The following is a 23,137-nucleotide window of genomic DNA, read 5'->3' as shown; positions in this document are numbered from 1 at the left end:
TTCTTCCTGAATGTCTTTTGCGGTCAGCCGACCGAACCCTCTAGGCTGATTCCGATCAGCTTCTGCGCCTCGACGGCGAACTCCATCGGCAGCTGCTGGATGACGTCCTTGACGAAGCCGTTGACGATCAGCGCGATCGCCTCTTCCTCGGGGATGCCGCGCTGCATGACGTAGAACTTCTGGTCCTCGGAGATCTTCGAGGTCGTCGCCTCGTGCTCGAACTGCGCCGTCGAATTCTTGGCTTCCATGTAAGGCACGGTGTGCGCGCCACACTGGTCGCCGATCAGCAGCGAATCGCAATTGGTGAAGTTGCGCGCGTTGGTCGCCTTGCGATGCGCCGAGACCTGGCCGCGATAGGTGTTCTGCGAGAAGCCGGCGGCAATGCCCTTGGAGATGATGCGGCTCGACGTGTTCTTGCCGAGATGGATCATCTTGGTGCCGCTATCGACCTGCTGATAACCGTTCGACACCGCGATCGAATAGAATTCGCCGCTGGAATCGTCGCCGCGCAGGATGCAACTCGGATATTTCCAGGTGATCGCCGAACCGGTCTCGACCTGCGTCCACGAGATCTTCGAGCGGTCGCCGCGGCAGTCGCCGCGCTTGGTGACGAAATTGTAGATGCCGCCCTTGCCCTCGGCGTCGCCGGGGTACCAGTTCTGCACCGTCGAATATTTGATCTCGGCATCGTCGAGCGCGATCAGCTCGACCACCGCGGCGTGCAGCTGGTTCTCGTCGCGCTGCGGCGCCGTGCAGCCTTCGAGATAGGAGACATAGGCCCCCTCCTCGGCGATGATCAGCGTGCGCTCGAACTGGCCGGTGTTCTTCTCGTTGATGCGGAAATAGGTCGACAGCTCCATCGGGCAGCGAACGCCCTTGGGCACGAAGACGAACGAGCCGTCGGTGAACACTGCCGAATTCAGCGTCGCGTAGAAATTATCGGAGGTCGGCACGACCGAGCCGAGATATTTTTTCACCAGCTCCGGATGCTCGCGGATCGCTTCCGAGATCGAGCAGAAGATGACGCCCGCCTGCGCCAGTTCCTTCTTGAAGGTGGTGACCACCGAAACGGAATCGAACACGGCGTCGACCGCGACGCGGCCCGATTTGTAGACGTTGTCGCTGGCTTCCTCGAGCTCCGAGGCATCGGTCTTCTGCACGCCGGCCAGGATTTCCTGCTCCTTGAGCGGAATGCCGAGCTTCTCGTAGACCTTGAGCAATTCGGGGTCGACCTCGCTCAGCGACTTCGGCCCCGGCGTGCTCTTCGGCGCGGCGTAGTAGTGGATGTCCTGGAAATCGATCTTCGGATAGTGGACGCGCGCCCAGGTCGGCTCTTCCAGCGTCAGCCAACGGCGATACGCCCCCAGACGCCATTCCAGCATCCAGTCCGGCTCATCCTTCTTGGCCGAGATGAAGCGAATGATGTCCTCGCTCAGGCCCTTGGGGGCCTTGTCCATCTCGATCTCTGTCTGGAATCCGTATTTATACTGGTCGACGTCGATCTTTCGAACCCGATCGATCGTCTCCTGCACAGCAGGCATAAGCGTTCTCCATCCACGCCGGGGTCAAGGCCCGGCAGTTTTCAAACTATGGCACCGCCGAAATCGCGTCCCAGGGAGGGACTCGCGGCGGAGTAAGCTCCATATAGTGCGTGTCCGCCGGAAATTCACCCGGCCAGGACAAAACGCACTGCTCTACCAGGCTCTAAAGCCTGAATTCTTGTTCAGGCAGCGGAAATCCGAGAACCGCAAGGCGTTTCTCGCTCCGATGCTCCGCCGTCAGGCGGCTTCTTCCTTGCCCGCGCGGCGGGCGACGATGCCGGCCAGTGCCGCCCGGAACGCCGCTATATCGTCGGCGCCGGTCGCACGGCCGATCGAGACGCGCAAGGCGCCCAGGCTGTCGCCATGCCCCATCGCCTTCAGCACATGGCTTGGCCCGACCTTTCCCGACGAGCAGGCTGAACCCGCAGACAGCGCGACGCCGGCGAGATCGAAAGCGATCTGCGCCGTTTCGGCCTTGACGCCGGGAATAGCGAAGAATGTCGTGTTGGCAAGCCTGGGAGCGCCATTTCCGAAAATTTCCGCGTCTGGCGCGAGGTCGCGCACGATCGCCTCGACCTCGTCGCGCCGGCTCGCGATGGCGTCCATGTCGGCGAGACCGGCCAGCGCGGCACGCGCCGCAGCGCCGAAACCGGCGATCCCGGCGACGTTTTCCGTGCCGGCGCGGTGGCTCTTCTCCTGGCCGCCGCCATTGATCAGCGGGCGCGGCATCATCAGGTCGGATGCGGCCACGATCGCGCCGACGCCCTTCGCGCCGCCGATCTTGTGCGAGGACAGGATCAGATAATCGGCATAAGGAATTGACACATCGAGCGGAATCCGCCCGGCAGCCTGCACGGCGTCGACGACCAGCACCCCGCCGGCGGCCTTGACGATCTCGCCGATGCGCCCGATCGGCTGGATAACGCCGGTCTCGTTGTTGGCGGCGTGGATCGCCACCAGCGGCAGGCCAGCGGATTTGTCACGCGCGCCGAGCGCGGCGGCCAGCGCCTCGATATCGGCAATGCCGTGCCGATCGACGCCGATCTTCGTCACCTGCGCCGGCGCGAAGCGTCCACCATTCAGTATGCAGGGATGGTCGGCTTCGGAGACGAAGAGATGGCTCATGCGGATCGATCCGCGCCCCATCTGCCAGTCGGACGTAAGCAGCGTCGAGGCGGCTTCGGTGGCGCCGGAGGTGAAGACGATATGTTCAGGCTTGGCGTTGACCAGCCGCGCCACGTCGCGGCGCGCGTCCTCGACCAGCCGGCGCGAGGCGCGCCCTTCCGTGTGGACCGATGACGGGTTGGCGGCATCGAGCGCGGCGACCATCGCTGCCCGCGCTTCCGCAATGAGCGGCGCGCTGGCATTGTAGTCGAGATAGGCGCGGGCTGCGGCCATTTTCGCTCAGTTCGTCCTTCCGCCGGCTATCCCGCCAGGATAGCGCGTTATTTCCTTGAAATTGCAAGGCAAGCCGTCCTATTTACCCGGCTTGCGGCGCGGGCGGCCGGACCATAGGGTTTCGGCCTCCCAGTTTTGAACAATTCTAAACTAGCTTCTAGGAACACGCTCGCCCGGCGTCAAGGCCACAGAAGATGTGGGGCCGCGGGTGAGTCGGGATCAGGAAAGTTCCGGGCGAGCGCATTCATATGCCACGTGGAGTATTTTATGCCTGAGGTCATTTTCGCCGGTCCGGCTGGTCGCCTGGAGGGACGTTATCAGCCCTCGAAGGAAAAGAGCGCCCCGATCGCCATCGTGCTGCATCCGCACCCGCAATTCGGCGGCACGATGAACAACAAGATCGTCTACGACCTCTTCTACATGTTCCAGAAGCGCGATTTCACCACGCTGCGTTTCAATTTCCGCGGCATCGGCCGCAGCCAGGGCGAGTTCGATCATGGCACCGGCGAATTGTCGGACGCGGCCGCCGCGCTCGACTGGGTGCAGTCTCTGCATCCGGATTCGAAGAGCTGCTGGGTCGCCGGCTATTCCTTCGGCGCATGGATCGGCATGCAGCTCCTGATGCGCCGGCCCGAGATCGAGGGTTTTATTTCGGTCGCGCCGCAGCCCAACACCTACGACTTCTCGTTCCTGGCGCCCTGTCCGTCGTCCGGCCTCATCATCCATGGCGATGCCGATAAGGTGGCGCCGCCGAAGGATGTGCAGGGCCTGGTCGACAAGCTGCACACGCAAAAGGGCATCACCATCACGCAGAAGACGATCCCAGGCGCCAACCATTTCTTCGCCAACGATTCCGAACTGCTGATCCAGGAGTGCGCCGACTATCTCGACCGTCGCCTGGCGGGCGAGCTGGCCGATCCGAGGCCGAAGCGGCTGCGCTAAGCGCGGAAGGCCGCCAGTCAGGGCGTCTTAAGGAATCTGGGTTTGATCGACTCCGGCCTCGACCGTATCGGCTGTCGAAGCCCTGCCTCTTGGCGCGCGGGACGGTACCAACCGGAACGTCCGCTTGCGCACCGGCAGCTTCGAACCGGCCTGGCCGAAGATGAAGCCGAGCCGGGCAAACACCAGCCCCGATAGCACCGCGAACGCCAGCCCGAGCCCGAAGCCCGCGACCGTGTCGCTGGGATAGTGCGCGCCGACGAAGATGCGTGTCGAAGCGATGCAGGCCGTGACCGCCAGCGCGATATACCAGCGCCGCGGGAACAACAGCAGCAGGATGCCGAAAACGGCGCCCATCGTCGTGGCATGGCCGGACGGGAAACCGGCAAAGCGCGCGTCCATGGCGAAAGGATGCAGCGACAGGACGCCAAAGCTGTCGAAATAAAGCGGCCGGGCGCGGCCGATTCCGTATTTCAGCACGTTGACCGCAAGACCGGAAAGGCCGACGGCGCATAGCACCAGGAACGCGAAACACGTCCAGTTGTAGACGATCATCCGGCCATGCCGGGACAGGCCGCGCCAATCCGTCAGATTGGCGGCGACGAGGCAGAGTGCCGCTGGAATGAGATACCAGCCGCCGAGGCCGAATTGCGTGAAGAAATCGGTGAAGCGCGCAAATCCGGAGGACCATTCGCCGCGCATCTCGCCCGCTCCGGCGTCGAGGCGCAGGAAGATCGCCACGGTGAGCAGCGCCCAGGCCATGAGCCAGACGCTCCACAGAATTCTCGGATAGCGCGCCGGCCGCACGGCAAAGCGTCGCCTCACGATCGACATCGTGTCGCGGAAATTGCCGAGCGAGCGGCGGTAGAGGGCAAGGGGCGGCGCGGCGGACATGGCTGGGCGCTTATAGGGACATTCGACGCCCGACGCTATTCATCACGGCGCCACCCGGTAAAGCCCGAGCGACAGCTTGTCTCCCGACGAATAGTTGATGCCGTCGATCTCGGTCAGTCGCTTTGCCGACTTGCCTTGAGCGGTCAGCACATCGGTAAGCTTCTGCTCGTCCTTGATCGGCGCCAGCCCAAGCGCGCAGGATGGATCGGCGAGCAGATGTTGCCCCACGCCCTCGATGTCGGTCAGCACGGTCCTGGTGCCGACCAGGAAGACCAGGCTTGGCTCCTGGAACTTCGCCGAGGCAAGCACCGTGGTGTCGCAAGGGCGGTTGGCGTCGACAGCGGCCTTGACGGCGGGGCTCAGCCAGATCGGTTTCAGCGACGGCGCGATCACCCCGAACAGCAGGCTGAAGGTGATGCCGGCGCCGACCGCGATGGCCGCGATGCGCGGCAGCGGCACCTGCAACTGCCTGGGGAAGGCAAGATAGCCGGTAACCAGAGCGGCGATCCCCGCCGGTATGCTCCACCAGGAGAAGGTCTTGGCGAGGTAAAGCGGCGCGGCGACGCAGACGACGGCAAGGCCGATCGCCACCACGGCAAGGCCGAAGGCTGTCGCCCACCACAGCCATGTCTGCCAGCGCTTCAGCGGCGCGTTGGCCTTGTCCGCCGGCAAGGTGAGCAGCCAGCCGACCAGAAGCGCCATGCCCGGATAGGCCGGCATCACATAATGCGGCAGCTTGGTCGGGATCGCCTCGAAAACCAGCCAGAACGGGATGTACCAGGCCAGGCAGAAGCGCAGGCGCGGATCGTCCCAAAACCGGTTGATGGCTTGGAGCCCGGCGCCGACCGCGATCAGCCCGAAGGGCCACACGAACAGCGAATAAGTCAGCATGTAGAAGCCGGGCGGCAGGCCGTGCGATTCCTCGCCCTGCGCCACCTTGTTCAGCATGTCCTTGCCGACCGCTTCCTGGAAGAAGGCCCCGCCGCTCTTCCAGGTGATGAGGATCAGCCACGGCAGCACGATCGCCAGCACGATCAGGACGCCGCGCACCAGCTTCATCTTGAGGAGCCAGCGCCAGTCGCGGTCGAAGGCAAAGAGTGCGCCGGCGGTCAGCAGCGACAAAAGCGGTGAAACCGGGCCCTTGATGAGTATGCCGAAGCCTTGCGCGATCCAGAAGATCCACGGCAGATGCCCGGGAACCGGTTCGTTGCGCTTCGAAACCCAATAGACCTGCGCCAGCGCGCCTTGCGCTATCACGCAGCAGGCGAGAAGCATGGCATCGGTCTTGGCGTCGCGCCCCTCGAAGGCGGTGGCGAAGATCGCCGCCATCATCAGGCCGGCGGCCAGCCCGGCACTGGCGCCGAAGAGTTTCGTCCCGGTCCAGCCGATGCCGACGACAGCGAGCGCGATGCCCAGCATCGAGACCAGGCGATAGACCCAGATCGGCGCCGCAGCCCCCTCGCCGCTCAACGCCACGGCGGCCGACTGCAGCCAGTAGATGCCGATCGGCTTCTTGTAGCGCGTGACATCCTGCAGGCGGATATCGACATAGTCGCCGGTCTCGACCATCTGCTTGGTCGACTGGACGAAACGGGATTCATCGCGGTCGACCGGCGGCAGGCTTGCCAGCCCGCTGACGGTCATGACGATGCTGAACAGAAAGAGGATGAGGGTGTTCCTGTTCATCGCGGGAGCTTTTCCGATCTGAAACTGCGGGATGGCCCCGTCGCGGTGCATGGCGCCGTGTCTTTGCGCGGCGCCTCATTACGCCAGCAAAAAGGGCGAAGCAAGGACGCGCCGCGCCGTATGCGATTCCAAGCAAAACCGGAAACCACTTTTGCTGATCGCGTGTTTGTTGGTTGAAGCGCGATCGGACGCAAAACCGGAAACCACTTTTGCTGATCGCGCTTGGATGCTAAACGCGCGCCTTCATATCAAGCATGGCCAAGCGCCCGGCGACCTCCAGGAAGAAAAAATGTCCGCCTTCAAATCCGATTTCCTGCGCATCATGAGCGAGCGCGGCTTCATCCATCAGATTTCGGATGAATCCGCCCTCGACCAGCTCTTCGCCAAGGAAACGGTGAGCGCCTATATCGGCTTCGACGCCACCGCCAAAAGCCTGCACGCAGGATCGCTGATCCAGATCATGATGCTGCATTGGCTGCAGCAGACCGGCCATCGGCCGATCGCGCTGATGGGCGGCGGCACCTCGATGATCGGCGACCCGTCCTTCAAGGACGAGGCGCGCAAGCTGCTCACCCCGCAGGACATCGACGACAATCTCGTCGGCATCCGCCGCAATTTCGCGCCTTACCTGAAATTCGGCAGCGGCCCGGGCGACGCGGTCATGGTCAACAACGCCGACTGGCTGATGCAGATCAACTACGTCAATTTCCTGCGCGATGTCGGCCGGCATTTCTCTGTCAACCGCATGCTTGCCTTCGATAGCGTGAAGCTGAGGCTCGACCGCGAGCAGTCGCTGTCCTTCCTCGAATTCAACTACATGATCCTGCAGGCCTACGACTTCGTCGAGCTCTACAAACGCGTCGGATGCCGGCTGCAGATGGGCGGTTCGGACCAGTGGGGCAATATCGTCAACGGCATCGATCTCGGCCACCGCATGGAGGGCGTGCAGCTCTTCGCCATGACCACGCCGCTGCTCACCACCTCCTCCGGCGCCAAGATGGGCAAGTCCGCCTCGGGCGCGGTCTGGCTCGATGGCGACATGCTCTCGCCTTACGAATTCTGGCAGTACTGGCGCAACACCGAGGACGCCGATGTCGGGCGCTTCCTGAAGCTCTACACGACCCTGCCGCTCGACGAGGTGGCGCGCCTTGAAAAGCTCGGCGGCTCGGAGATCAACGAGGCGAAGAAGATCCTCGCCACCGAGATCACCGCCATGCTGCACGGCCGCGATGCGGCCGAGACCGCAAGCGAGACGGCGCGCAAGACTTTCGAGGAAGGCGCGCTCGCAGACACTCTGCCCAGCATCGAAGTAGCCAAATCGGACCTCGAAGCCGGCATCGGCATCCTGGCGCTGTTCGTAAGCGCTGGTCTGGCCGGCTCGAACGGCGAAGCGCGTCGGCATGTCCAAGGCGGCGCCGTACGCGTCAACGACCAGCCGCTGACCGACGACCGTCGCGTCGTCACGCTTCAGGATCTCGGCCCGGAAGGCCTCGTGAAGCTTTCGCTCGGCAAGAAGAAGCACGTGCTGGTGCGGCCGAACTGATCGGCCGAACCTTACTGCGCAGTTTGGGACGGTTGCTGCCTGTACTCGAAGATCGAGCGGAATATGCCCGGCGCCACCACCGATAGCGGATTGATGTTGAGCGTCGGCTTGTTGGCATTGCCGCGCAGCCGGTAGGTGACGCCGATCAGTCCGCGGTCGCGTCCGTTGCCCAGCAACGGCCCGAACAGCGGCAGTTCGCCGAAGATGCGGTTGAGGCCATAGACCGGCATGAAGGTGCCGGTCATGTCCATGTTGTTGTTTGGATCGTAAAGCGTGCCCTGGAAGGTCGTACCGATGCGCGGGCCGCGCAGCAGGCCGTTCGCCAGTTTCAGATAGCCGGAGCCCTTGTCGATCTCGGCAAAGCCACGCTCGAACTGCACCCTGGACGTGTCGATGTTGCTTTTGACGGCTTGGTTCAGGCTGCGTGTATCGCCAGCCGGCGTCGTCGACACGATCGAGGCCAGCTTGGGCTCGTTGACGACATAGAAGTTGCGGGCATCCACCTGTCCCTTCATCGGCCCGTCGCCGGCGCCCGAGAGCGACAGCGTGATCGCGCCGCCTTCCATATGCTCGTAGACATTGAGGAAACGCAGGATCGCGCCGGCATCGGCAGACTTCACCCTGAGCACGCGGCCGCCTTCGCTGGTGGTGTTGTTGATCGTGATCGCGGCGCCCGAGCTTGCCGCGGCGGTGACGTTTAGCCCATTCACCCGCGATCCGGCGGCGCTGTATTCGAGCTTGAGATTGGAAAGCACCTCGTCATGAAAACCGGTCAGCGATGCCACATCGGCGCTCACCGAGATCGCGTCGCTGCCGGCGCCCTTCGTGGCTGTATCGACATCCGAGGTGAACTGCTTGATCAGCGAGCGGGCGTCGAGCGACGCGCCGCTGACATCGACAGCGTAGCTCTTGCCGGAACGCTTGACCGAAACGGCGATGTCGTCGCCTCTGTTCAACGCGACTTTGCTGAAGCGGGCCGCGGACAGCGAGCCGTTGACCAGCGTCACATTGCCGTCGATCGAGAAGCTTTTTCCGTCGAGAGCGAAATCGGTCAATGTGGTGGTGCTGCCGGACTTCGCCATGTCGAAAGCGACCTTGGCGGGAATGCCGGCGCCCTTGCTCCAGCCTGCCCACGGAATGTCGAGCCTGGCATTGGTCAGGTCCGCCGAAACCTGCTGGGCGCCCTCGCCGCTCTTGTCGATCGCCACCTTGATGGTTCCCGAAAGCAGGGCCGACAGTCCAGGCATGCTGGCGTTGCGCGTCTTGTCGTCGAGGACCAGCGTAACCTTGCGGCTTCGCGCCGGCCCGTCGTCGGCGAGCGGCTCGACGAGATCGAGCTCGGCCGGAATGCCGTTGAGCTTGGCCTCGGCGGAAATCACCGCCTGCTTTGGCCCGACGGTGATCGAGCCATCGGCCTCGGTCACGGTCTGGTCCTCGAAAGGCTTCGCCAGCGACAGGTCCCGGCAGTCGAGCGAAACCAGCCAATCGAGCTTCGAGGTGTCCATTCCCTTGGTCAGCGGAATGTCCGCCCTGACATGGCCGGTGACGGTGCCTGACAGGTCTTCCGGTGCCAGTCCGACATGGCGCATGGCATTGATCGGCTCATAGGAGGCCAGCTCGGCGATCGCCGGCGCCTCGCCCGCCACGTCGATGTCGAGCCCCCCGATGACAATCGGTCGGTTTGCATTCTTGACCGTCAGCGTGCCGCCGCTTGCCGCCACGGTGCGGCCGCTCGGCATATAGACGCTGCCCGAGGAGAGCGCGATATCGACATCGTTGCCATGGAACGCAACCGCGCCGACGGCGTCGCGGACCGGCGGGATGCGCCCGGCGGTATCGAAGCGCGATCCTTCGATCTGGAAACGGCCGAACACTTCGTCACCGGTAAGCGGCACGCCGTTGCCGAGGCGCCCCGGCGCGACCTGGAACTGCAGATTGGCGTCGGTCACCGTGCCGCCGAACAGGTTGCCTAGCACCCAGAGCCGCGCGTTGCGGGCCGAGAACCACGGCCACAATTGCTTGACATGCGAGACCGGCATGTCGTGCACGTTGAGCGACAGCGATACCCCTGGCGGGCCGTTGTCGATGAAGGCGACGGTGGCCGCGCCCAGTACCTCGCCCGGTCCGCCCGAGCGCACGCCGATCTGCTCGGCAACGAGCTTGCGGCTCTTCGGTTGGTAGACCCCGGCGATACGGGCCAGGAACTGAAGCGCCGGTTCCGGCGATTCCGAAGGCGCCAGCGTCGAGCCGTCGCTGGTGAGATCATAGCGGTAGGCGGGCTCCTCCCCCGCAGCTGCCGGCTTCGGCCCGATCGATCCGGCAAAGTTGAAGCTGGAGCGGCTGCTCCTGATCAGCAGCCGGTCGACCGAGATCTTGTTCGAACCGGCGACCAGCGTGGCATCGGCATCGACATCGGTCGGCAGCAGCCCGCGCTCGTCCAGGTCGAGCACCGAACCGTTGAGGGAGAGCGAAGCCGCGAGGCGCGACGGGTTGTCGCCCGACGCTTCCGAGCCCGAAAGCTTCAATGCGATCGAACCCAGCTTGGCGCCATCGGCCGGGGCGGCCTCGGTCGAACTGCCCTTGCCGGGGGCGCCTTCTATCTCGAGATTGGCGTCCAGCGACGAAATGCGCCTTGCCGTCGCATCGCGCGTCGCCGAGGCGGTCAAAGTCGCGTGCCGGCCATCGACATCGGCATCGTAGGAAACCTGCATGCGTCCCGCGCCTGTCTGCGCGACGGTCGCCGAGGCGATGGTCACGCGCTTGACCGGTCCGGCGTCCGGCAGCTTGAACTCGACATTGCGCAGATCGATCTGTCGCATCGAGTCCTCGCGCACGGCATCAAGCGCGTCGTTGACGCCTGAAAACACTGCCGCCGACACTTTCTCCGGGTCGACAAGGCCATCCGCGTTGCGCAGCGCCGCCGTCCAGTCGCTGCCGCCGGAGGGCATGGCGGCCACCACGATATGGGCATCGGAAAATCTGGCGCTCGTCAGCCGGACGTCGCCCGAAAGCAGCGGCAGAAGGCGCATGCCGAAACGCACGCGCCCGATATCGGCCATCGGCTTGCCGTCGGCCGTCTTCAGGCTGACATCGTTCACCTGCAGGGCGACGAAGCTCGACCCGTCGAGCGTCAGCCGAGCCGCGCCGACGGCGACGTCGACATCGATGCCGGCCAGCTTCTCGATGGCTGTCTCCGCCTCGGTCCGCAGGCGCTCCGTGCCGATGCCGGAGGCGCCGAGGACATAGACACCCGCCGCCGCCAGGAGCATGAGCGCGCAAAACCCGGCAAACACTCGGCCGAGGACGCGGAAACGCCGCCGCACTGCTGCCCGGCCGAGCGGCGGCACGCTGCACGCGGACGGAAGCCTCGCCAGGTCGGTGATCTCGTCACGCCTGAACCTGATCTTCTCGTGCTGCGGTTCTTCCTGATCCAAGCAATATTCCGTTGTGACGAACTCGTCGTGGACGAATCCCCGCCTCACGTTATATCGATGATTTCCCGCGCGTAACCGCAAACAAGGGCATCGATATGGCTGACCTCGAGGTGGGCGACGCAGCGCCGCAATTCGATCTTCCGCGTGACGGCGGCGGCTCTCTCAGCCTCGCGGCGTTCCTGGGCAAGCCAGTTGTACTCTACTTCTATCCGCAGGACGACACCACAAGTTGCACCGCCGAGGCCATCAGCTTCTCGCAGTTGAAGCCGGAGTTCGAGAAGGCCGGTGCCGTGGTGATCGGGCTGTCGCCTGATAGCGCGAAGAAACACGACAAATTCAAGGCGAAGCACGATCTCACGGTCGATCTCATCGCCGACGAGGAGCGCAAAGTGATCGAGGCCTATCATTTGTGGGTCGAGAAGACGATGTACGGGCGCAAATATATGGGCGTCGAGCGCGCCACCTTCCTGATCGGCAAGGACGGGCGGATCGCCCGCGTCTGGCGCAAGGTTCGCGTCAAAGGCCATGCCGAGGCCGTGCTGGAAGCCGTTCGCGCGCTCTGAGCGTCGCCAAAGCCCGTTCAAGCAATCGACAACTACTCGTCAGATGCCTCGGTCTTCGGCTGCCGCCGCGTCCTCCAGGATTTCGAAACATGGCTCACTTGATCGGCCAGCGCGGCAAGATGGCCACGCAAGCCGCGCGCGCCCATCATGGACGACAGCGTGACTGATTGCGTGGCAAAGCGCCGCTTGAAATCCTCGCCGCCGCAGAGAAAATCAATCGTGGCAAGGCCGCGGTCGAACGACCATTGGATATAGTCCATCATCAGTACCATACCCGGCGAGGCGCGCTCGTATTCGGGATCATAGGTGGTGACGAAAGCCATCATCGTGCCGTGCTGCTCGAAATTGATCGAGACGGCGACGATCGTGTCGTCAAGCTCCAGCACGAAGATGCGCAACAGCCCGAGGTCGGCCAGCACCGAAATAAGCGCGGCGAGAACCGGCGAGCCCTTGTCGAACAGATCCGAGGCACGACCATGGCGAGCGAGCCAGAGGCGCTTCAACGTCGCGACGCGCTCGAGCACCGGTTCGCGCGGGTCCTCCGCATCCAGCAGCCGGAAACGCAATGCACCGCTTTCTTCCATGAACTTGCGGCCGCGACGATAATTCTGCCGGCCCTTCTTGGACAACGTCTCGAACCATTCCGCCCCATCCTGCCAGGAGCCAGCGACACGATAGCTAAGTTCAGTGCGGTGGTTGGGCCGAAGCGCCTTGCCATGAGCCGGTTCCAGCAGGGCATGAACACCGGCATCCGGTAGCAGACGGTTGAGATAGATCAGGTCGAAGCCACCCTGGTCAAAAACATACTGCCAGAGGCGGAAGATCGCCCGCGGGTCGCTGTCAGGTGCAACCAGCGCGTCGCCATAGTCACTGTGATCCTTCGCCGCCCATTCGAGTACGCGGACGCCGGAACGCCTGAAGGTCGCGAGCGCTATCACGCCATCGAGCCGGTCGCCGTTCCAGGCAAGCCCAATCCTGAGCGCGCGCCGCTCCTGCTGCGGGGTGGTGCGCCACCAGGCCGCGATCCAATCCGGGTGCTGGAAGACAAGCCCGCCAGCCCGCTGCCAGAGCGCGCTCCAGGCCGGTGCGATCTCGGCAAGGCGCGCCGCCGTTGTCACAACTTCGAAGGTGCGTGTCCGCGGGATTGCGAGAACAACGGGAGCGTTCATGGCCGTGTCCCCTCCGAGGCTCGCGAGGTGCGTGACCGTGGCTTTCCGGGCCGGATGCGCCTGGCAATATGTCCCCACATCCGCCTCAGCGGCATGACATAAAGGCCTGCGAGCGACTGATAGTCGCGCACATCGCGGTCGACCAGTCCGAACTTGAAGTCCTCGTCAGGCCTCGGCACACACAATGTTCCGAAGAGCCGGTCCCAGAACGAGAAGAGCAGCCCGAAGTTCTTGTCGTAGTGGCGCGGATCGACGCTGTGATGCAACTGATGCCAATGAGGACACAGGATCAAATTGTTGAGCGGGCCGAACGAGATCTTGAAATGCGTGTGCCGGACGAAATCCATCATCAGGATGTTACGCATGACATAGACGTTGACGCCAAAAACGGTCAGTTCGACAAGGTTCAGCGAAATCAGCGACCAGATGCCGAAGCAGAGCCCCACGACGATGCCGTCCCAAGCTCGGTTCATCAACTCGTCGAGCGGATGGACCCGGTCCTTGGTGATCCCGACCATCACCTCGGCCGAGTGATGCACCTTGTGCAGTTCCCAAAGCAGCGGATAGCGATGCTGGGCGACGTGATAGAGGTAATAGGAAATGTCGTAGGCCAGGAGCATGCTGACGGTGAAGATCAGAACCGTCACCGGCCCTGCCGGCCCCTCGGTCAGAGGCGGCTGGAAGTGGAACAGTGTCGAAAACAGCCAGTTGGTCCCGTACCCCACCACCGTGACGAAGACGATTCCGGCGGGCAGCATCAGGAAAGGCATCAGGGCCTTCTTCGTGATCCAGAACAGCAGGTCGGCCTTCGCGGAAGGATGGGTGATGACCTCACGCGGGATGGCGAACTCGAAAAACTCCTTCCAGCTCTTCTCCTCGACCGCGCGCCAATAGGCCACAAGCGCGCTGACAAAGGCAGTCAGCAGCAAAAGCCCGGTCGCCAGCAGACTGGTGCCCGAAATCTTGTCGAGGATCTTGCCAACCAGATCGCCCAGCATTCCCACCGCCACGTTGAATCCCAAATACCAACACGCCTTTACTCTAAAAACGTCAACTAAACGCAATCGAAGACAGTTAAGAAACCCGAGCCTTGCTCTGCGAGCTCCAGGCTGCTCCTGGCAGAACTTTGGTGCTCATCGCCAACGCGACATGGCGTCCGCGTCCTGAAGATTTTCGCGCAACCTCGTGCCCGCACTGCGTGCATCCGGCGTCGCGCGGTCGACACGGCAAGCCTTTGTTAACCCTAATAATGTGTAATCAGGCTTGTCGTTGGTCCGTAACGAAAGCTTGGTCCCCGTGAAACCAACCGGTCAGTCAGCTGTCTTCGGCAGGCGTAAGGAACCGCACACGGTCATCATCGCCCGGGGCGACGAGATCAGGCATTTCACCATCCGCCCCTGGCTCGCCGCCTTCATCGGCTCGGCTCTGGCGGCGATCGCCATCGGCTATCTGCTCGCGACTTCCTATCTGGTGCTGCGCGACGACCTGATCGGCGCCACGACGGCAAGGCAGGCGCGCATGCAGCAGGCCTATGAGGACCGCATCTCGGCCCTTCGTGCCCAGGTCGACCGCATCACCAGCCGCCAGCTTCTCGATCAGCAGCTGATGGAGACCAAGGTCAGCGAGCTGCTGGCCAGGCAGACCCAGCTCAGCGAGCGGCACGGACGGCTTGGGCCGATCCTCGAGCGCGCCGAGAACGAGGTCGGTGACGCACCTGCAACGGGCGCAACGGCACCCAAGCCCGACGAGCACGCCGAGGTCACCGGCAGCCTTTCGCAGGCGTCGACCTATTCCGTCGCATCCTTGGACGCCGGCGATACAAGGCCCTTCTCGCTCTGGTCGACACGGTCCGATCCGCTTGACGGCGAAACGGCGGCCGATCGCGCCGACAAGCTGTTCGTCTCGATCAATGCTTCGTTGAAGGCCATCGAGGGCCAGCAGCTTTCGCGCATCGCCACGCTTGCCGACAACGCCTACAAGAATGCCGATGCCATAGCGCAGGCACTGGAAGCGGCCGGCCTGCCGGTCGACGGCGAACTGAACAAGAGCGATGTCGGCGGCCCGCTGGTTCCGCTTGATCCCACCATGGGTTTCGACAGCAAGGTCAAGGAGTTGGACGAGGCGCTCGATGCGCTCGACCAGATCAAGAAAGAGGCGCGCAAGCTGCCGCTCGCCAATCCCGCCCCGGGTCGCACGGTGACCAGCCCCTTCGGCGTGCGCACCGATCCGATCCTGGGCAGCGCCGCCCTGCATACGGGAATGGATTTCAGGGCGCCGATCGGCATGCCGGCCAAGGTCACCGCCGCCGGCGTAGTCACAAGAGCCGGCTGGGCCGGCGGCTACGGCCGCATGGTCGAGGTCGACCACGGCAACGGCTTTGCCACACGCTACGGACATCTGAGCGAGATCGATGTGAGTGTCGGCCAGAAGCTCGCCGCCGGCGACGTCATCGGCAAGACCGGCAGCAGCGGCCGCTCGACGGGTCCGCACCTGCACTATGAAGTCCGCCACGATGGCGAAGCGGTCGACCCGCTGCGCTTCCTCACCGTTGGCAAGAAGGTCGCGCAGTACCTTTGACCGGCTGATCCAAACCGGCGCCGTGCCCGATCTCGATCATCCGATCGACAATCCCGGCGTCGATATCGGCCGCGGCTCGCGCCGGCCAGTCAGGCTTTGACATGGATATCCCGCGGGAATCTCGTCAGCGTCTCGTTGCCGGCATCGGTCACCAGAATGGTTTCGCTGATCTCGATGCCCCAGCCGTCCATCCACATGCCCAGGATGGAATGAACGACATTGCCGGGCTGGAGCACCGTCTTGTCGCCCGGTCTCAGGCTGATCGTATGCTCGCCCCAATCCGGCGGATAGGCGACGCCGATGGAATAGCCGATGCGCGATTCCTTCTTCAGCCCGTGGCGCTCTATGACCTTGCGCCAGGCAGCTTCGACCGCCTCAGCGGTCGTTCCCGGACGTGCGGTTTCGAGCACCGCATCCATGCCCTCGATCACCGCCTTTGCCGTGTCTGCGACGCGGGTCGGCATCCTGCCGAGCTGCATGGTCCTGGCGAGCCCGGCGGCGTAGCGGCGGCAGACGCCGGCCAGCTCGAGCGCGATCGTTTCGTCCTTTCCGAACCGCCTGTCGCTCCACATGATGTGCGGTGCGGACGCGTTTTCGCCGCCGAGGATCGTCGGCGGCAGCGCCGTGATGTCGCCAGCGAAATCCTGGCTGCCGGCAATCTGCGCTGCCTGGATGGCGGCGATTGCATCGCATTCGCGCACGCCCGGCGCGATGACTTCGTAGGCTCGCGCGACCGCCGCCTCGGCCAGCCTCGAAGCCTTGCGCAGATAGGCGATTTCCGGCGCCGACTTCACCGCGCGGATCCAGTTCACGAGCAGATCGGCATCGTGCCATTTTGCATTGGCCAATCCGGCGATGAGCCGTGCATGGGCCTTCGGCGAGAAATAATAGGCTTCGAGCTCGATGCCGATGTTGCGGCTTCCCCATCCCTTGGCGACGATCCAGGCAGCGATCCAGTCCATGGGATGACGATCGGCGCGCTGAACATGGTCCTCCGGGAAGCCGACGACGTTTTCCGGCTTCATCCAGGCCGTCAGCAAGCCGCCCGCCGCATCCATGGCGCGGCCTATCCAGACAGGCTCGGCATCCTCGATGGGAACAAGCACGACCTGCGGCGTGTAGAACGACCAGCCGTCATAACCGGTGATGTAATGCTGGTTGGCGACGTCGTTAACGATCAGGAGTTCGATGCCGCGCCTGGCCATCTCGGCGCGGATTTTTCCGAGCCGCTGCTGGTACTCTTCGCGGGCAAAGGGCAGTTCAATCATCTTTTCTCCTCACCGGATCGATCTGGTCGGCACGAAGCCCTGTCGTCCACCATTGCGGTGGATTTGACCGGCGACAATCGGCCAGGACGATGCATGGGCAGGGCCTAGCCGAACGGGGAGCCATTGACTCGAAGCAAGTTGTAGGATGATATGTATCACCCGATATCCAGACATGGACCTTCATGACCGTTCATCGCCTCTCGCCGGAAATCCTCAGCGCCATGGAAGGTGCCGTCGGACAAGACGGTATTGCCGTCGAGCCGGCTGGAATGGCGAAATACCTGGGCGACTGGGCCGGCGACTATCGGGGTGACGCTCTTGCCGTGCTGCGACCTGGTTCGGTAGCCGAGGTGCAGGCGCTGATGCGCCTGTGCAATGAGCTCGGACTCGGCGTCGTTCCACAGGGCGGCAACACCGGCCTGGTGTCAGGCGCGATCGACAGCAAAGGCGGCGGCCTGGTTGTCTTAAGCCTGGAGCGGCTGAACGCCATCCGGCAGATCGATGCGGATAATTTCACGCTGCGTGCTGATGCAGGCTGCGTGCTGCAGACGATCAAGGACGCCTGCGAGGCGCGGGATTGCCTTTTCCCGCTCGCGCTCGGTGCGCAAGGCAGCTGCCAGATCGGCGGCAATGCGGCCACCAACGCCGGCGGCGTCAACGTGCTGCGCTACGGCATGGCGCGCGACCTGATCCTGGGCCTCGAAGTGGTGCTGGCGGATGGCGAGCTGTGGAACGGCTTCTCCGGTCTGCGCAAGAACAACAGCGGCTATGATTTGAAGCAGCTTTTCATCGGCTCGGAAGGCACGCTGGGGATCATCACCGGTGTCGAGGTCAAGCTGTTTCCGAAGCCGGCCAAGACAGAGACCGCCTATCTCGGCCTGGCCTCGTTCGAAGCGGCCGTCACGCTCTTCAACCGGGCACGCCGCGACTGTTCGGACCTGATCTCCGCTTTCGAGATCATCGGCGCCGAATGCATCGAGCTTGCCCGGCTGGTCGACCCCACGACGAGAGCGCCGGTCCCGGCACCCGTCCAGGTGCTGATCGAATTGTCGTCCAGCGCCGCCATCGATCTCAACGGCCTGCTGGCCGGGTTCCTCGGCGATGCGGTGGAGAGCGGCCTAGTGACCGACGCGGTTCTCGCCGCGAGCACCGCGCAGGCCAGGAGATTTTGGGCGGTCCGCGAAGGCCTGGTCGAAGGCCAGGCCAAGCGCGGCTATCATGTGCGCACCGATCTGTCGGTGAAGATTTCCGATATCCCGGCCCTGATCAAGCAGGCCCGCCGCTTCGTCGCAAACGATCATCCCGGCTGGCTTCCCCTCGCCTACGGCCACGCCGGCGACGGCAACATCCATTTCAACGTGCTGCCGCCGGCCGAACTTGCCGAGCACGAGGCTCGTGCGCGTGGTGCCGAGGTCGTCGCCGGGCTCTATGAAATCGCCGCCGGCCTCGGCGGCTCGATTAGCGCGGAGCACGGCATCGGCCGCAGCCGCCGCAAGGAGTTCTGGGCCGGACTATCGCCGACGCATCGCCGCATGGTCGCGGCGCTGAAGAATGCCCTCGACCCCAAGGGCCTGATGAATCCCGGCTGTCTGTTGCCCGCGACGGAGACTTTTCCATGAAGCAGAGACTGGCCGCCATCGGCACCGTCGAGACATTGCCGCATCGGGTAGCGGCCTTCCTCAGCCGCGAGATCGAATCCGGCGAATTGAACCCCGGCGCGCGCCTGCCGACCGAGCAGGAACTGTCCGAAAAATTCGGCGTCAGCCGCAACGTGGTGCGTGAGGCGATCGCCCAGCTCAGGGCCGACGGTATGATCGAGGCGCGGCAAGGCATCGGCGCTTTCGTGCTGGCGCCCGAGCAGCGAGCGGCGATCCGCATCGACCGCGAGGCGCTCAAGGACACGCACAACATGGAGCGGCTGTTCGAGCTGCGCTGCATCCTCGAGGCCGAATCGGCAGCGCTTGCCGCGGCGCGGCGCAATCAGGGCCATCTCGATTCGATCAAGGCTGCGCTCGACCGCATGGGCGGCGAGGAGCGTTGGGAAGAAGGCAGCATCGACGCCGATCTGCTCTTCCACCGTGAGATCGCGCGCGCCACCGGCAACAGCTACATCCACACCTTCATCTCGTTCGTCTGCGAGCAGATCCGCCACTCGATCCACTACGCGCGCATGACCAATCCGCTGCACGATCTCGTCGAGATCAATGTCGGCGAGCATGTGCGTATCTATGAGGCTCTGGTGGCGGGCGATCCGGCGGCGGCGGAAGCGGCGATGCGGGCGCACATCGTCGGCGCCGCCAACCGCGTCGGCGTCAAGCTGCCGCTCTCGAAAGCCAACAGAGCGAAATAGCCATGCCGGCGAGCATTACCCGCATCTCCGATGTCTGCCTTATGGTCGAAAACATCGAAAGGACGGTCGACTTCTACGTTGGAAAGCTCGGCTTCCGCCTGCGCCGCCGCGCCGAAGGCTTTGCCGATTTCCATGGCGAGGGCGTGACGCTCGCCGCTTGGGAGCTCGACCACATCAACCGGCATACCGGCGTGTCCAACCTGAGATCGCCGCGCCACGCGCACAAGATCTGCGTCGCCGTGCAGCTCGACACGCCGGTCGATATCGACCGGCTGTATGGCGAACTTAGCGCCAAGGGCGTGCCCTTCTACGGCCCGCCCGAAAACTACGTCTGGAACGCGCGCTGCGCCTATTTCACGGACCCGGACGACACGCTTTGGGAGCTTTACGCCTGGCTCGACGGCGGCCCTGGCGACTACCACGACGAACAGCCGTAGACGACGCCGAGCCGAAGGGAACGGCGCCTGGAGAAGAGACGAGAAAAGTCTGCAACAGGAGCGAAAAATGAGTGGGAACAGGGACTTCGAATTGAATCGCCGCGCTTTCGTGAAAGGCGGCATGGCTGCCGTGGCGGCCGTATCTGCCGGCATGCAGCTGGTGCTGACGCCCGGCGCCAAGGCCGCCGGCAAGGTCGTCATCCAGTATGACTGGCTGATGTCCAACGGCCAGATCGGCGACATCACGGCCGTCGCCAATGGCTACTTCAAGGACGCCGGGCTCGAGGTCGAGTTCAGCCCCGGCGGTCCGAATGCGTCGACCGTGCCGCCGGTGATCTCGGGCGCCGCGCAGCTTGGCCAGTTCTCGGAAACGCCGCAGCTCTATTCGGCCCGCGCCAGCGGCGTGCCGATCAAGATCATCGCCTGCGGCTTCCGCACCGGTCCTTATGCATTGACGTCCAAGCCCGCAAAACCGATCCGCGGCGTGGCCGATCTCAAGGGCAAGAAGATCGGCATCCAGCCGACGGCGCGCTTCGTCATCGACGAGATCCTGGCCAAGAACGGCATCGATCCGTCGGAGGTGACCATCGTCAATGTCGGCTTCGACAAGGCGCCGCTGGTTCGCGGCGATGTCGACGCGATCGGCGGCTGGATTACCAACACGCAGGCGCTCAGCGTCGTCGGCGACGACCGCATCGACCTCTTGACGCGTGACCTCGGGCTGAGCTCCTACGCCGATGTCTATTTCGCGACCGACGCGGCAATCGAAAAGGATCCTGAGACGCTGGCGAAGTTCATCGGCGCCGTCGGCAAAGGCTGGGGCTGGGTCCACGCCAATCCGCAGGAAGCGGTCAAGAAGATGGTCGCCGCTTATCCCGAAATGGATCTCGGCTGGGAGGAAAAGACCGTCAATCTGGTGCTGAAACTCTCCTTCGACGGCGCAACCGCCAAGGATGGCTGGGGTACGTTCGACCCGGCCTCGATCGAGGAGCAATTGGCGCTGCTCGACAAGGTTGGCCAATATCCGAACGGCCGCCCGGCGACCGCCGATGTCTACACCACCAAGATACTCGAACTCTCGGCCGCCGACCGGCCCAAGCTCGACGCGCCCGCCGCGTGATGCCGGACGCGATCGAAGCGCGACAGCTGGATGTCGGCTATGGCGGCGGCCGGAAGACAGCCGTCAAAGTGCTCGCCGGCCTCGACCTCACCGTCGCGGCCGGTTCCTTCCTGTCGATCCTGGGGCCGTCCGGCTGCGGCAAGTCGACCTTGCTCAGAGTGGTGGCCGACCTGCTCGACCCGCTTGGCGGCTCGATCAGCGTGCTGGGCGAAACGCCGCATACGGTGCGCTCGCGCCGCGATGTCGGCTTCGTGTTCCAGGATTCGACCCTCCTTCCCTGGCGCACGGTGCGCGACAATGTGCGCCTGCCGCTCGGCGTCGGTCAGGGCAGCCTGACGCGCAAGATCGAGGATCGCAGCACGGAACTGCTGGAATTGATGGGGCTCGGCGGCCTCAGTGAGCGCCTGCCGCATCAGCTCTCCGGCGGCCAGCGCCAACGCGTGGCAATCGCGCGTGCCTTGCTCGGCGAGCCCAAATTGCTTTTGATGGACGAACCCTTCGGCGCGCTCGACGAGATCACGCGCGACCGGTTGAACGACGAACTGCTGTCCCTTTGGCGGCGCAGCGGCACAACTATCCTTTTTGTCACCCATTCGATTGCCGAAGCCGCCTATCTTGGTGAGCGCGTCATCGTGCTGGCCGCCAATCCTGGGCGCGTGGTCAAGGACCTCGACATGCGGCCCTTCAAGCAGGAGGGCAACCGCTGCAAGCGCGAGGATCCGGCGATCGTCGCCGCCATGGCCGACCTGCGCGTGGCGCTGGAGCGCGCATCGTGAGACAGGCGCCGCTCTCCCCGCAAATGACGGTCGCGCTTCCCATCCTGGGCGCGGCTTCGATCCTGCTTGCCTGGCAATATCTTTTGCCGTTGCTCGGCGTGCCGGCCTATATCGTGCCGACGCCGACAGCGATCTTCGGCGTGTTCCAAAAGAATTTTGCGCTCCTCATCGACAATCTGAGGCCGACGCTGATCGAGGCGCTGGCCGGCTTCGTCATCGGCAATCTCGCCGCCGTGCTGCTCGCCGTGCTCTTCGTCCACAGCCGCGTCCTGCAAGCCGCCTATTTCCCGATCGTGCTCTTCTTCAACACCATTCCGATCCTGGCGCTGTCGCCGATCATCATCCTGATCTTCGGACTCGGCATGACGCCGAAGATCGTGATTGCCGCGGTAATCTGCTTCTTCCCGACGCTGGTGAACATGATCCGCGGCCTCGATTCGGCGAGCGACAACGAGCACGAGCTGTTCCGCGTGCTGTCAGCGACACACTCGGAGATTTTCTGGAGCCTGCGTCTGCCCCGTGCCCTGCCGATGCTGTTCTCTTCGCTGAGGATCGCGTCGGCCACCGCCGTGATCGGCGCCATCGTCGGCGAGTGGATCGGCTCGGACAAAGGGCTCGGCGCGCTGATCATCCAGGCGACCTTCAACTATCAGTCCGATCGACTTTATGCGGCGATCGTGCTGTCGTCGTCGCTGTCGATCGCGTTGTTTTGCCTCGTCGTCCTGATCGAGCGGCGAATCATCAAATATTGAGCAAGACGGCGGCCCACGCGCCGTGTGCTCACGCATCGAGATAGGAACATCCTCCCGAGCAGGCATTCATCGCGCATTTATTCGGCCTGCGGTAGGATGCCGGCGTGCAACCAAACCGGGAGACAATTCGTGTCAAAAGCTTTTCACGTCTCGATCCGAACGATGCTGGCGTTCATATGTCTGGCCGGGCTGGTCGCCGTGGCGTCCGCCCTTTTCCCCGCCTCCGCCTCGGCGCAGCAACTGCGGCGATGCGCGAATGAGGGCGGCATATGCCGCTTGCCCTACCCCACCCAAGTGATCTACGGCGCCCGAGGCCGAACCACCGCACGGTTTTTCGACCGTCGGGCTGTGCCCTGCTCGAACCGCCTGTTTGGCGACCCCGCCCCCGGCCGCGAAAAGGCCTGTTATTTCGTGGCGCGCGGTGGCGGCGGCTATGGCGATGACGACGACTACGGGGACGACGATTACGGCTCACGCCCCTACCGTGGCGAATGGGTCGCCTGCGCCAGGGAGGGTGAGTTCTGCGATTTCAGCGGCCGCGCGATGGTCAGATACGGCGCACGCGGCCAGTACACGCAGGATGTTTTCAGGAACGGCGTCAGATGCGGCAACGACGCCTTTGGCGATGACCCCGCTCCTGGCGCTCACAAGCGCTGCTACGTCAGGCAGTAGCCGTGCCTGAACCCGGCG

Annotated in this window: 19 protein-coding genes; 11 read left to right on the top strand and 8 right to left on the bottom strand. The window is 63.9% G+C overall.

The annotated features are described in order from the left end of the window. Nucleotides 1–23: 23 nt before the first annotated feature. Nucleotides 24–1,541 (bottom strand): Fe-S cluster assembly protein SufB, encoded by a 1,518-nt coding sequence (sufB, locus tag LB535_RS08870; protein ID WP_140542626.1) that lies wholly within the window; start codon nucleotides 1,539–1,541, stop codon nucleotides 24–26. A gap of 237 nt (nucleotides 1,542–1,778) precedes the next feature. Further along, entirely contained in the window at nucleotides 1,779–2,939 is a 1,161-nt protein-coding gene (locus tag LB535_RS08865) for a cysteine desulfurase family protein (RefSeq protein ID WP_224631903.1), read from the bottom strand. 267 nt (nucleotides 2,940–3,206) lie between these two features. Here LB535_RS08865 and LB535_RS08860 point away from each other — a divergent pair, with 267 nt between their 5' ends. After that, nucleotides 3,207–3,881 carry an alpha/beta hydrolase gene (locus LB535_RS08860; RefSeq protein ID WP_095765174.1) on the top strand — a complete coding sequence of 225 codons (675 nt, stop codon included), beginning with the start codon at nucleotides 3,207–3,209 and terminating at the stop codon, nucleotides 3,879–3,881. Between the two features lie 27 nt (nucleotides 3,882–3,908). Here LB535_RS08860 and LB535_RS08855 read toward each other — a convergent pair whose 3' ends face one another. After that, the gene (locus tag LB535_RS08855; RefSeq protein WP_224631902.1) at nucleotides 3,909–4,772 is read right to left on the bottom strand and encodes a phosphatase PAP2 family protein; all 864 of its coding nucleotides are present in this window, start codon (nucleotides 4,770–4,772) and stop codon (nucleotides 3,909–3,911) included. 42 nt (nucleotides 4,773–4,814) lie between these two features. Further along, complete coding sequence (locus LB535_RS08850; protein ID WP_224631901.1) at nucleotides 4,815–6,458, bottom strand: ArnT family glycosyltransferase; 1,644 nt, start codon at nucleotides 6,456–6,458, stop codon at nucleotides 4,815–4,817. A 289-nt stretch (nucleotides 6,459–6,747) separates the two neighbouring features. On the opposite strand from LB535_RS08850, the gene tyrS reads away from it, so the two are divergent. Continuing rightward, nucleotides 6,748–8,001: a tyrosine--tRNA ligase gene (gene tyrS, locus LB535_RS08845; protein WP_140840215.1), complete on the top strand. Its 1,254-nt coding sequence runs from the start codon at nucleotides 6,748–6,750 to the stop codon at nucleotides 7,999–8,001. Between the two features lie 11 nt (nucleotides 8,002–8,012). Here tyrS and LB535_RS08840 read toward each other — a convergent pair whose 3' ends face one another. After that, nucleotides 8,013–11,435 (bottom strand): DUF3971 domain-containing protein, encoded by a 3,423-nt coding sequence (locus tag LB535_RS08840; protein ID WP_224631900.1) that lies wholly within the window; start codon nucleotides 11,433–11,435, stop codon nucleotides 8,013–8,015. Nucleotides 11,436–11,530: 95 nt separating this feature from the next. Between LB535_RS08840 and LB535_RS08835 the strand changes: the two genes are divergently transcribed. Further along, on the top strand, nucleotides 11,531–11,998 hold the full coding sequence (locus LB535_RS08835) for a peroxiredoxin (protein WP_095765171.1): 468 nt from the start codon (nucleotides 11,531–11,533) through the stop codon (nucleotides 11,996–11,998). Nucleotides 11,999–12,030: 32 nt separating this feature from the next. On the opposite strand, the gene LB535_RS08830 is transcribed toward LB535_RS08835, so the two are convergent. Both LB535_RS08830 and LB535_RS08825 read right to left on the bottom strand, forming a co-directional pair. Next, the gene (locus LB535_RS08830) at nucleotides 12,031–13,167 is read right to left on the bottom strand and encodes a GNAT family N-acetyltransferase (protein WP_224631899.1); all 1,137 of its coding nucleotides are present in this window, start codon (nucleotides 13,165–13,167) and stop codon (nucleotides 12,031–12,033) included. Continuing rightward, the gene (locus LB535_RS08825; RefSeq protein ID WP_224631898.1) at nucleotides 13,164–14,165 is read right to left on the bottom strand and encodes a sterol desaturase family protein; all 1,002 of its coding nucleotides are present in this window, start codon (nucleotides 14,163–14,165) and stop codon (nucleotides 13,164–13,166) included. The genes LB535_RS08830 and LB535_RS08825 overlap by 4 nt, the downstream gene beginning before the upstream one ends. Before the next feature lie 298 nt (nucleotides 14,166–14,463). Here LB535_RS08825 and LB535_RS08820 point away from each other — a divergent pair, with 298 nt between their 5' ends. Continuing rightward, nucleotides 14,464–15,744 carry a M23 family metallopeptidase gene (locus LB535_RS08820; RefSeq protein ID WP_224525562.1) on the top strand — a complete coding sequence of 427 codons (1,281 nt, stop codon included), beginning with the start codon at nucleotides 14,464–14,466 and terminating at the stop codon, nucleotides 15,742–15,744. Nucleotides 15,745–15,833: 89 nt separating this feature from the next. On the opposite strand, the gene LB535_RS08815 is transcribed toward LB535_RS08820, so the two are convergent. Continuing rightward, complete coding sequence (locus tag LB535_RS08815; RefSeq protein ID WP_224631897.1) at nucleotides 15,834–17,012, bottom strand: M24 family metallopeptidase; 1,179 nt, start codon at nucleotides 17,010–17,012, stop codon at nucleotides 15,834–15,836. 182 nt (nucleotides 17,013–17,194) lie between these two features. On the opposite strand from LB535_RS08815, the gene LB535_RS08810 reads away from it, so the two are divergent. The 7 genes from LB535_RS08810 to LB535_RS08780 all read left to right on the top strand — a co-directional run bounded on the left by LB535_RS08810 (nucleotide 17,195) and on the right by LB535_RS08780 (nucleotide 23,119). Then, nucleotides 17,195–18,631 (top strand): FAD-binding oxidoreductase, encoded by a 1,437-nt coding sequence (locus LB535_RS08810; RefSeq protein ID WP_224631896.1) that lies wholly within the window; start codon nucleotides 17,195–17,197, stop codon nucleotides 18,629–18,631. Next, nucleotides 18,628–19,362, top strand: a complete 735-nt coding sequence (locus tag LB535_RS08805; RefSeq protein ID WP_224631895.1) for a FadR/GntR family transcriptional regulator — start codon at nucleotides 18,628–18,630, stop codon at nucleotides 19,360–19,362. Before LB535_RS08810 ends, LB535_RS08805 begins: the two co-directional genes overlap by 4 nt. Before the next feature lie 2 nt (nucleotides 19,363–19,364). Further along, nucleotides 19,365–19,799 (top strand): VOC family protein, encoded by a 435-nt coding sequence (locus LB535_RS08800; protein ID WP_224631894.1) that lies wholly within the window; start codon nucleotides 19,365–19,367, stop codon nucleotides 19,797–19,799. Between the two features lie 67 nt (nucleotides 19,800–19,866). Then, nucleotides 19,867–20,919: an ABC transporter substrate-binding protein gene (locus tag LB535_RS08795; protein ID WP_224631893.1), complete on the top strand. Its 1,053-nt coding sequence runs from the start codon at nucleotides 19,867–19,869 to the stop codon at nucleotides 20,917–20,919. Next, the gene (locus LB535_RS08790) at nucleotides 20,919–21,695 is read left to right on the top strand and encodes an ABC transporter ATP-binding protein (protein ID WP_224631892.1); all 777 of its coding nucleotides are present in this window, start codon (nucleotides 20,919–20,921) and stop codon (nucleotides 21,693–21,695) included. The genes LB535_RS08795 and LB535_RS08790 overlap by 1 nt, the downstream gene beginning before the upstream one ends. Then, nucleotides 21,692–22,447, top strand: coding sequence for an ABC transporter permease (locus tag LB535_RS08785; RefSeq protein WP_224543806.1), 756 nt, complete (start codon nucleotides 21,692–21,694; stop codon nucleotides 22,445–22,447). Before LB535_RS08790 ends, LB535_RS08785 begins: the two co-directional genes overlap by 4 nt. 129 nt (nucleotides 22,448–22,576) lie before the next feature. Continuing rightward, the gene (locus tag LB535_RS08780) at nucleotides 22,577–23,119 is read left to right on the top strand and encodes a hypothetical protein (RefSeq protein WP_095765589.1); all 543 of its coding nucleotides are present in this window, start codon (nucleotides 22,577–22,579) and stop codon (nucleotides 23,117–23,119) included. Nucleotides 23,120–23,137: the final 18 nt, after the last annotated feature.

The organism is Mesorhizobium sp. CA10 (genome assembly GCF_020165285.1).
Taxonomy (GTDB): Bacteria; Pseudomonadota; Alphaproteobacteria; order Rhizobiales; family Rhizobiaceae; genus Mesorhizobium.
The sequence above is the reverse complement of the archived record's forward strand: the minus strand, read 5'-3'. Positions and strand labels throughout refer to the sequence as shown.

Bases quoted from the DNA above. Each gene is read 5' to 3' on its own strand.
- sufB (WP_140542626.1), bottom strand. From the start codon at position 1,541: ATGCCTGCTGTGCAGGAGACGATCGATCGGGTTCGAAAGATCGACGTC.
- LB535_RS08865 (WP_224631903.1), bottom strand. From the start codon at position 2,939: ATGGCCGCAGCCCGCGCCTATCTCGACTACAATGCCAGCGCGCCGCTC.
- LB535_RS08860 (WP_095765174.1), top strand. From the start codon at position 3,207: ATGCCTGAGGTCATTTTCGCCGGTCCGGCTGGTCGCCTGGAGGGACGT.
- LB535_RS08855 (WP_224631902.1), bottom strand. From the start codon at position 4,772: ATGTCCGCCGCGCCGCCCCTTGCCCTCTACCGCCGCTCGCTCGGCAAT.
- LB535_RS08850 (WP_224631901.1), bottom strand. From the start codon at position 6,458: ATGAACAGGAACACCCTCATCCTCTTTCTGTTCAGCATCGTCATGACC.
- tyrS (WP_140840215.1), top strand. From the start codon at position 6,748: ATGTCCGCCTTCAAATCCGATTTCCTGCGCATCATGAGCGAGCGCGGC.
- LB535_RS08835 (WP_095765171.1), top strand. From the start codon at position 11,531: ATGGCTGACCTCGAGGTGGGCGACGCAGCGCCGCAATTCGATCTTCCG.
- LB535_RS08830 (WP_224631899.1), bottom strand. From the start codon at position 13,167: ATGAACGCTCCCGTTGTTCTCGCAATCCCGCGGACACGCACCTTCGAA.
- LB535_RS08825 (WP_224631898.1), bottom strand. From the start codon at position 14,165: ATGCTGGGCGATCTGGTTGGCAAGATCCTCGACAAGATTTCGGGCACC.
- LB535_RS08815 (WP_224631897.1), bottom strand. From the start codon at position 17,012: ATGATTGAACTGCCCTTTGCCCGCGAAGAGTACCAGCAGCGGCTCGGA.
- LB535_RS08810 (WP_224631896.1), top strand. From the start codon at position 17,195: ATGACCGTTCATCGCCTCTCGCCGGAAATCCTCAGCGCCATGGAAGGT.
- LB535_RS08805 (WP_224631895.1), top strand. From the start codon at position 18,628: ATGAAGCAGAGACTGGCCGCCATCGGCACCGTCGAGACATTGCCGCAT.
- LB535_RS08800 (WP_224631894.1), top strand. From the start codon at position 19,365: ATGCCGGCGAGCATTACCCGCATCTCCGATGTCTGCCTTATGGTCGAA.
- LB535_RS08795 (WP_224631893.1), top strand. From the start codon at position 19,867: ATGAGTGGGAACAGGGACTTCGAATTGAATCGCCGCGCTTTCGTGAAA.
- LB535_RS08790 (WP_224631892.1), top strand. From the start codon at position 20,919: ATGCCGGACGCGATCGAAGCGCGACAGCTGGATGTCGGCTATGGCGGC.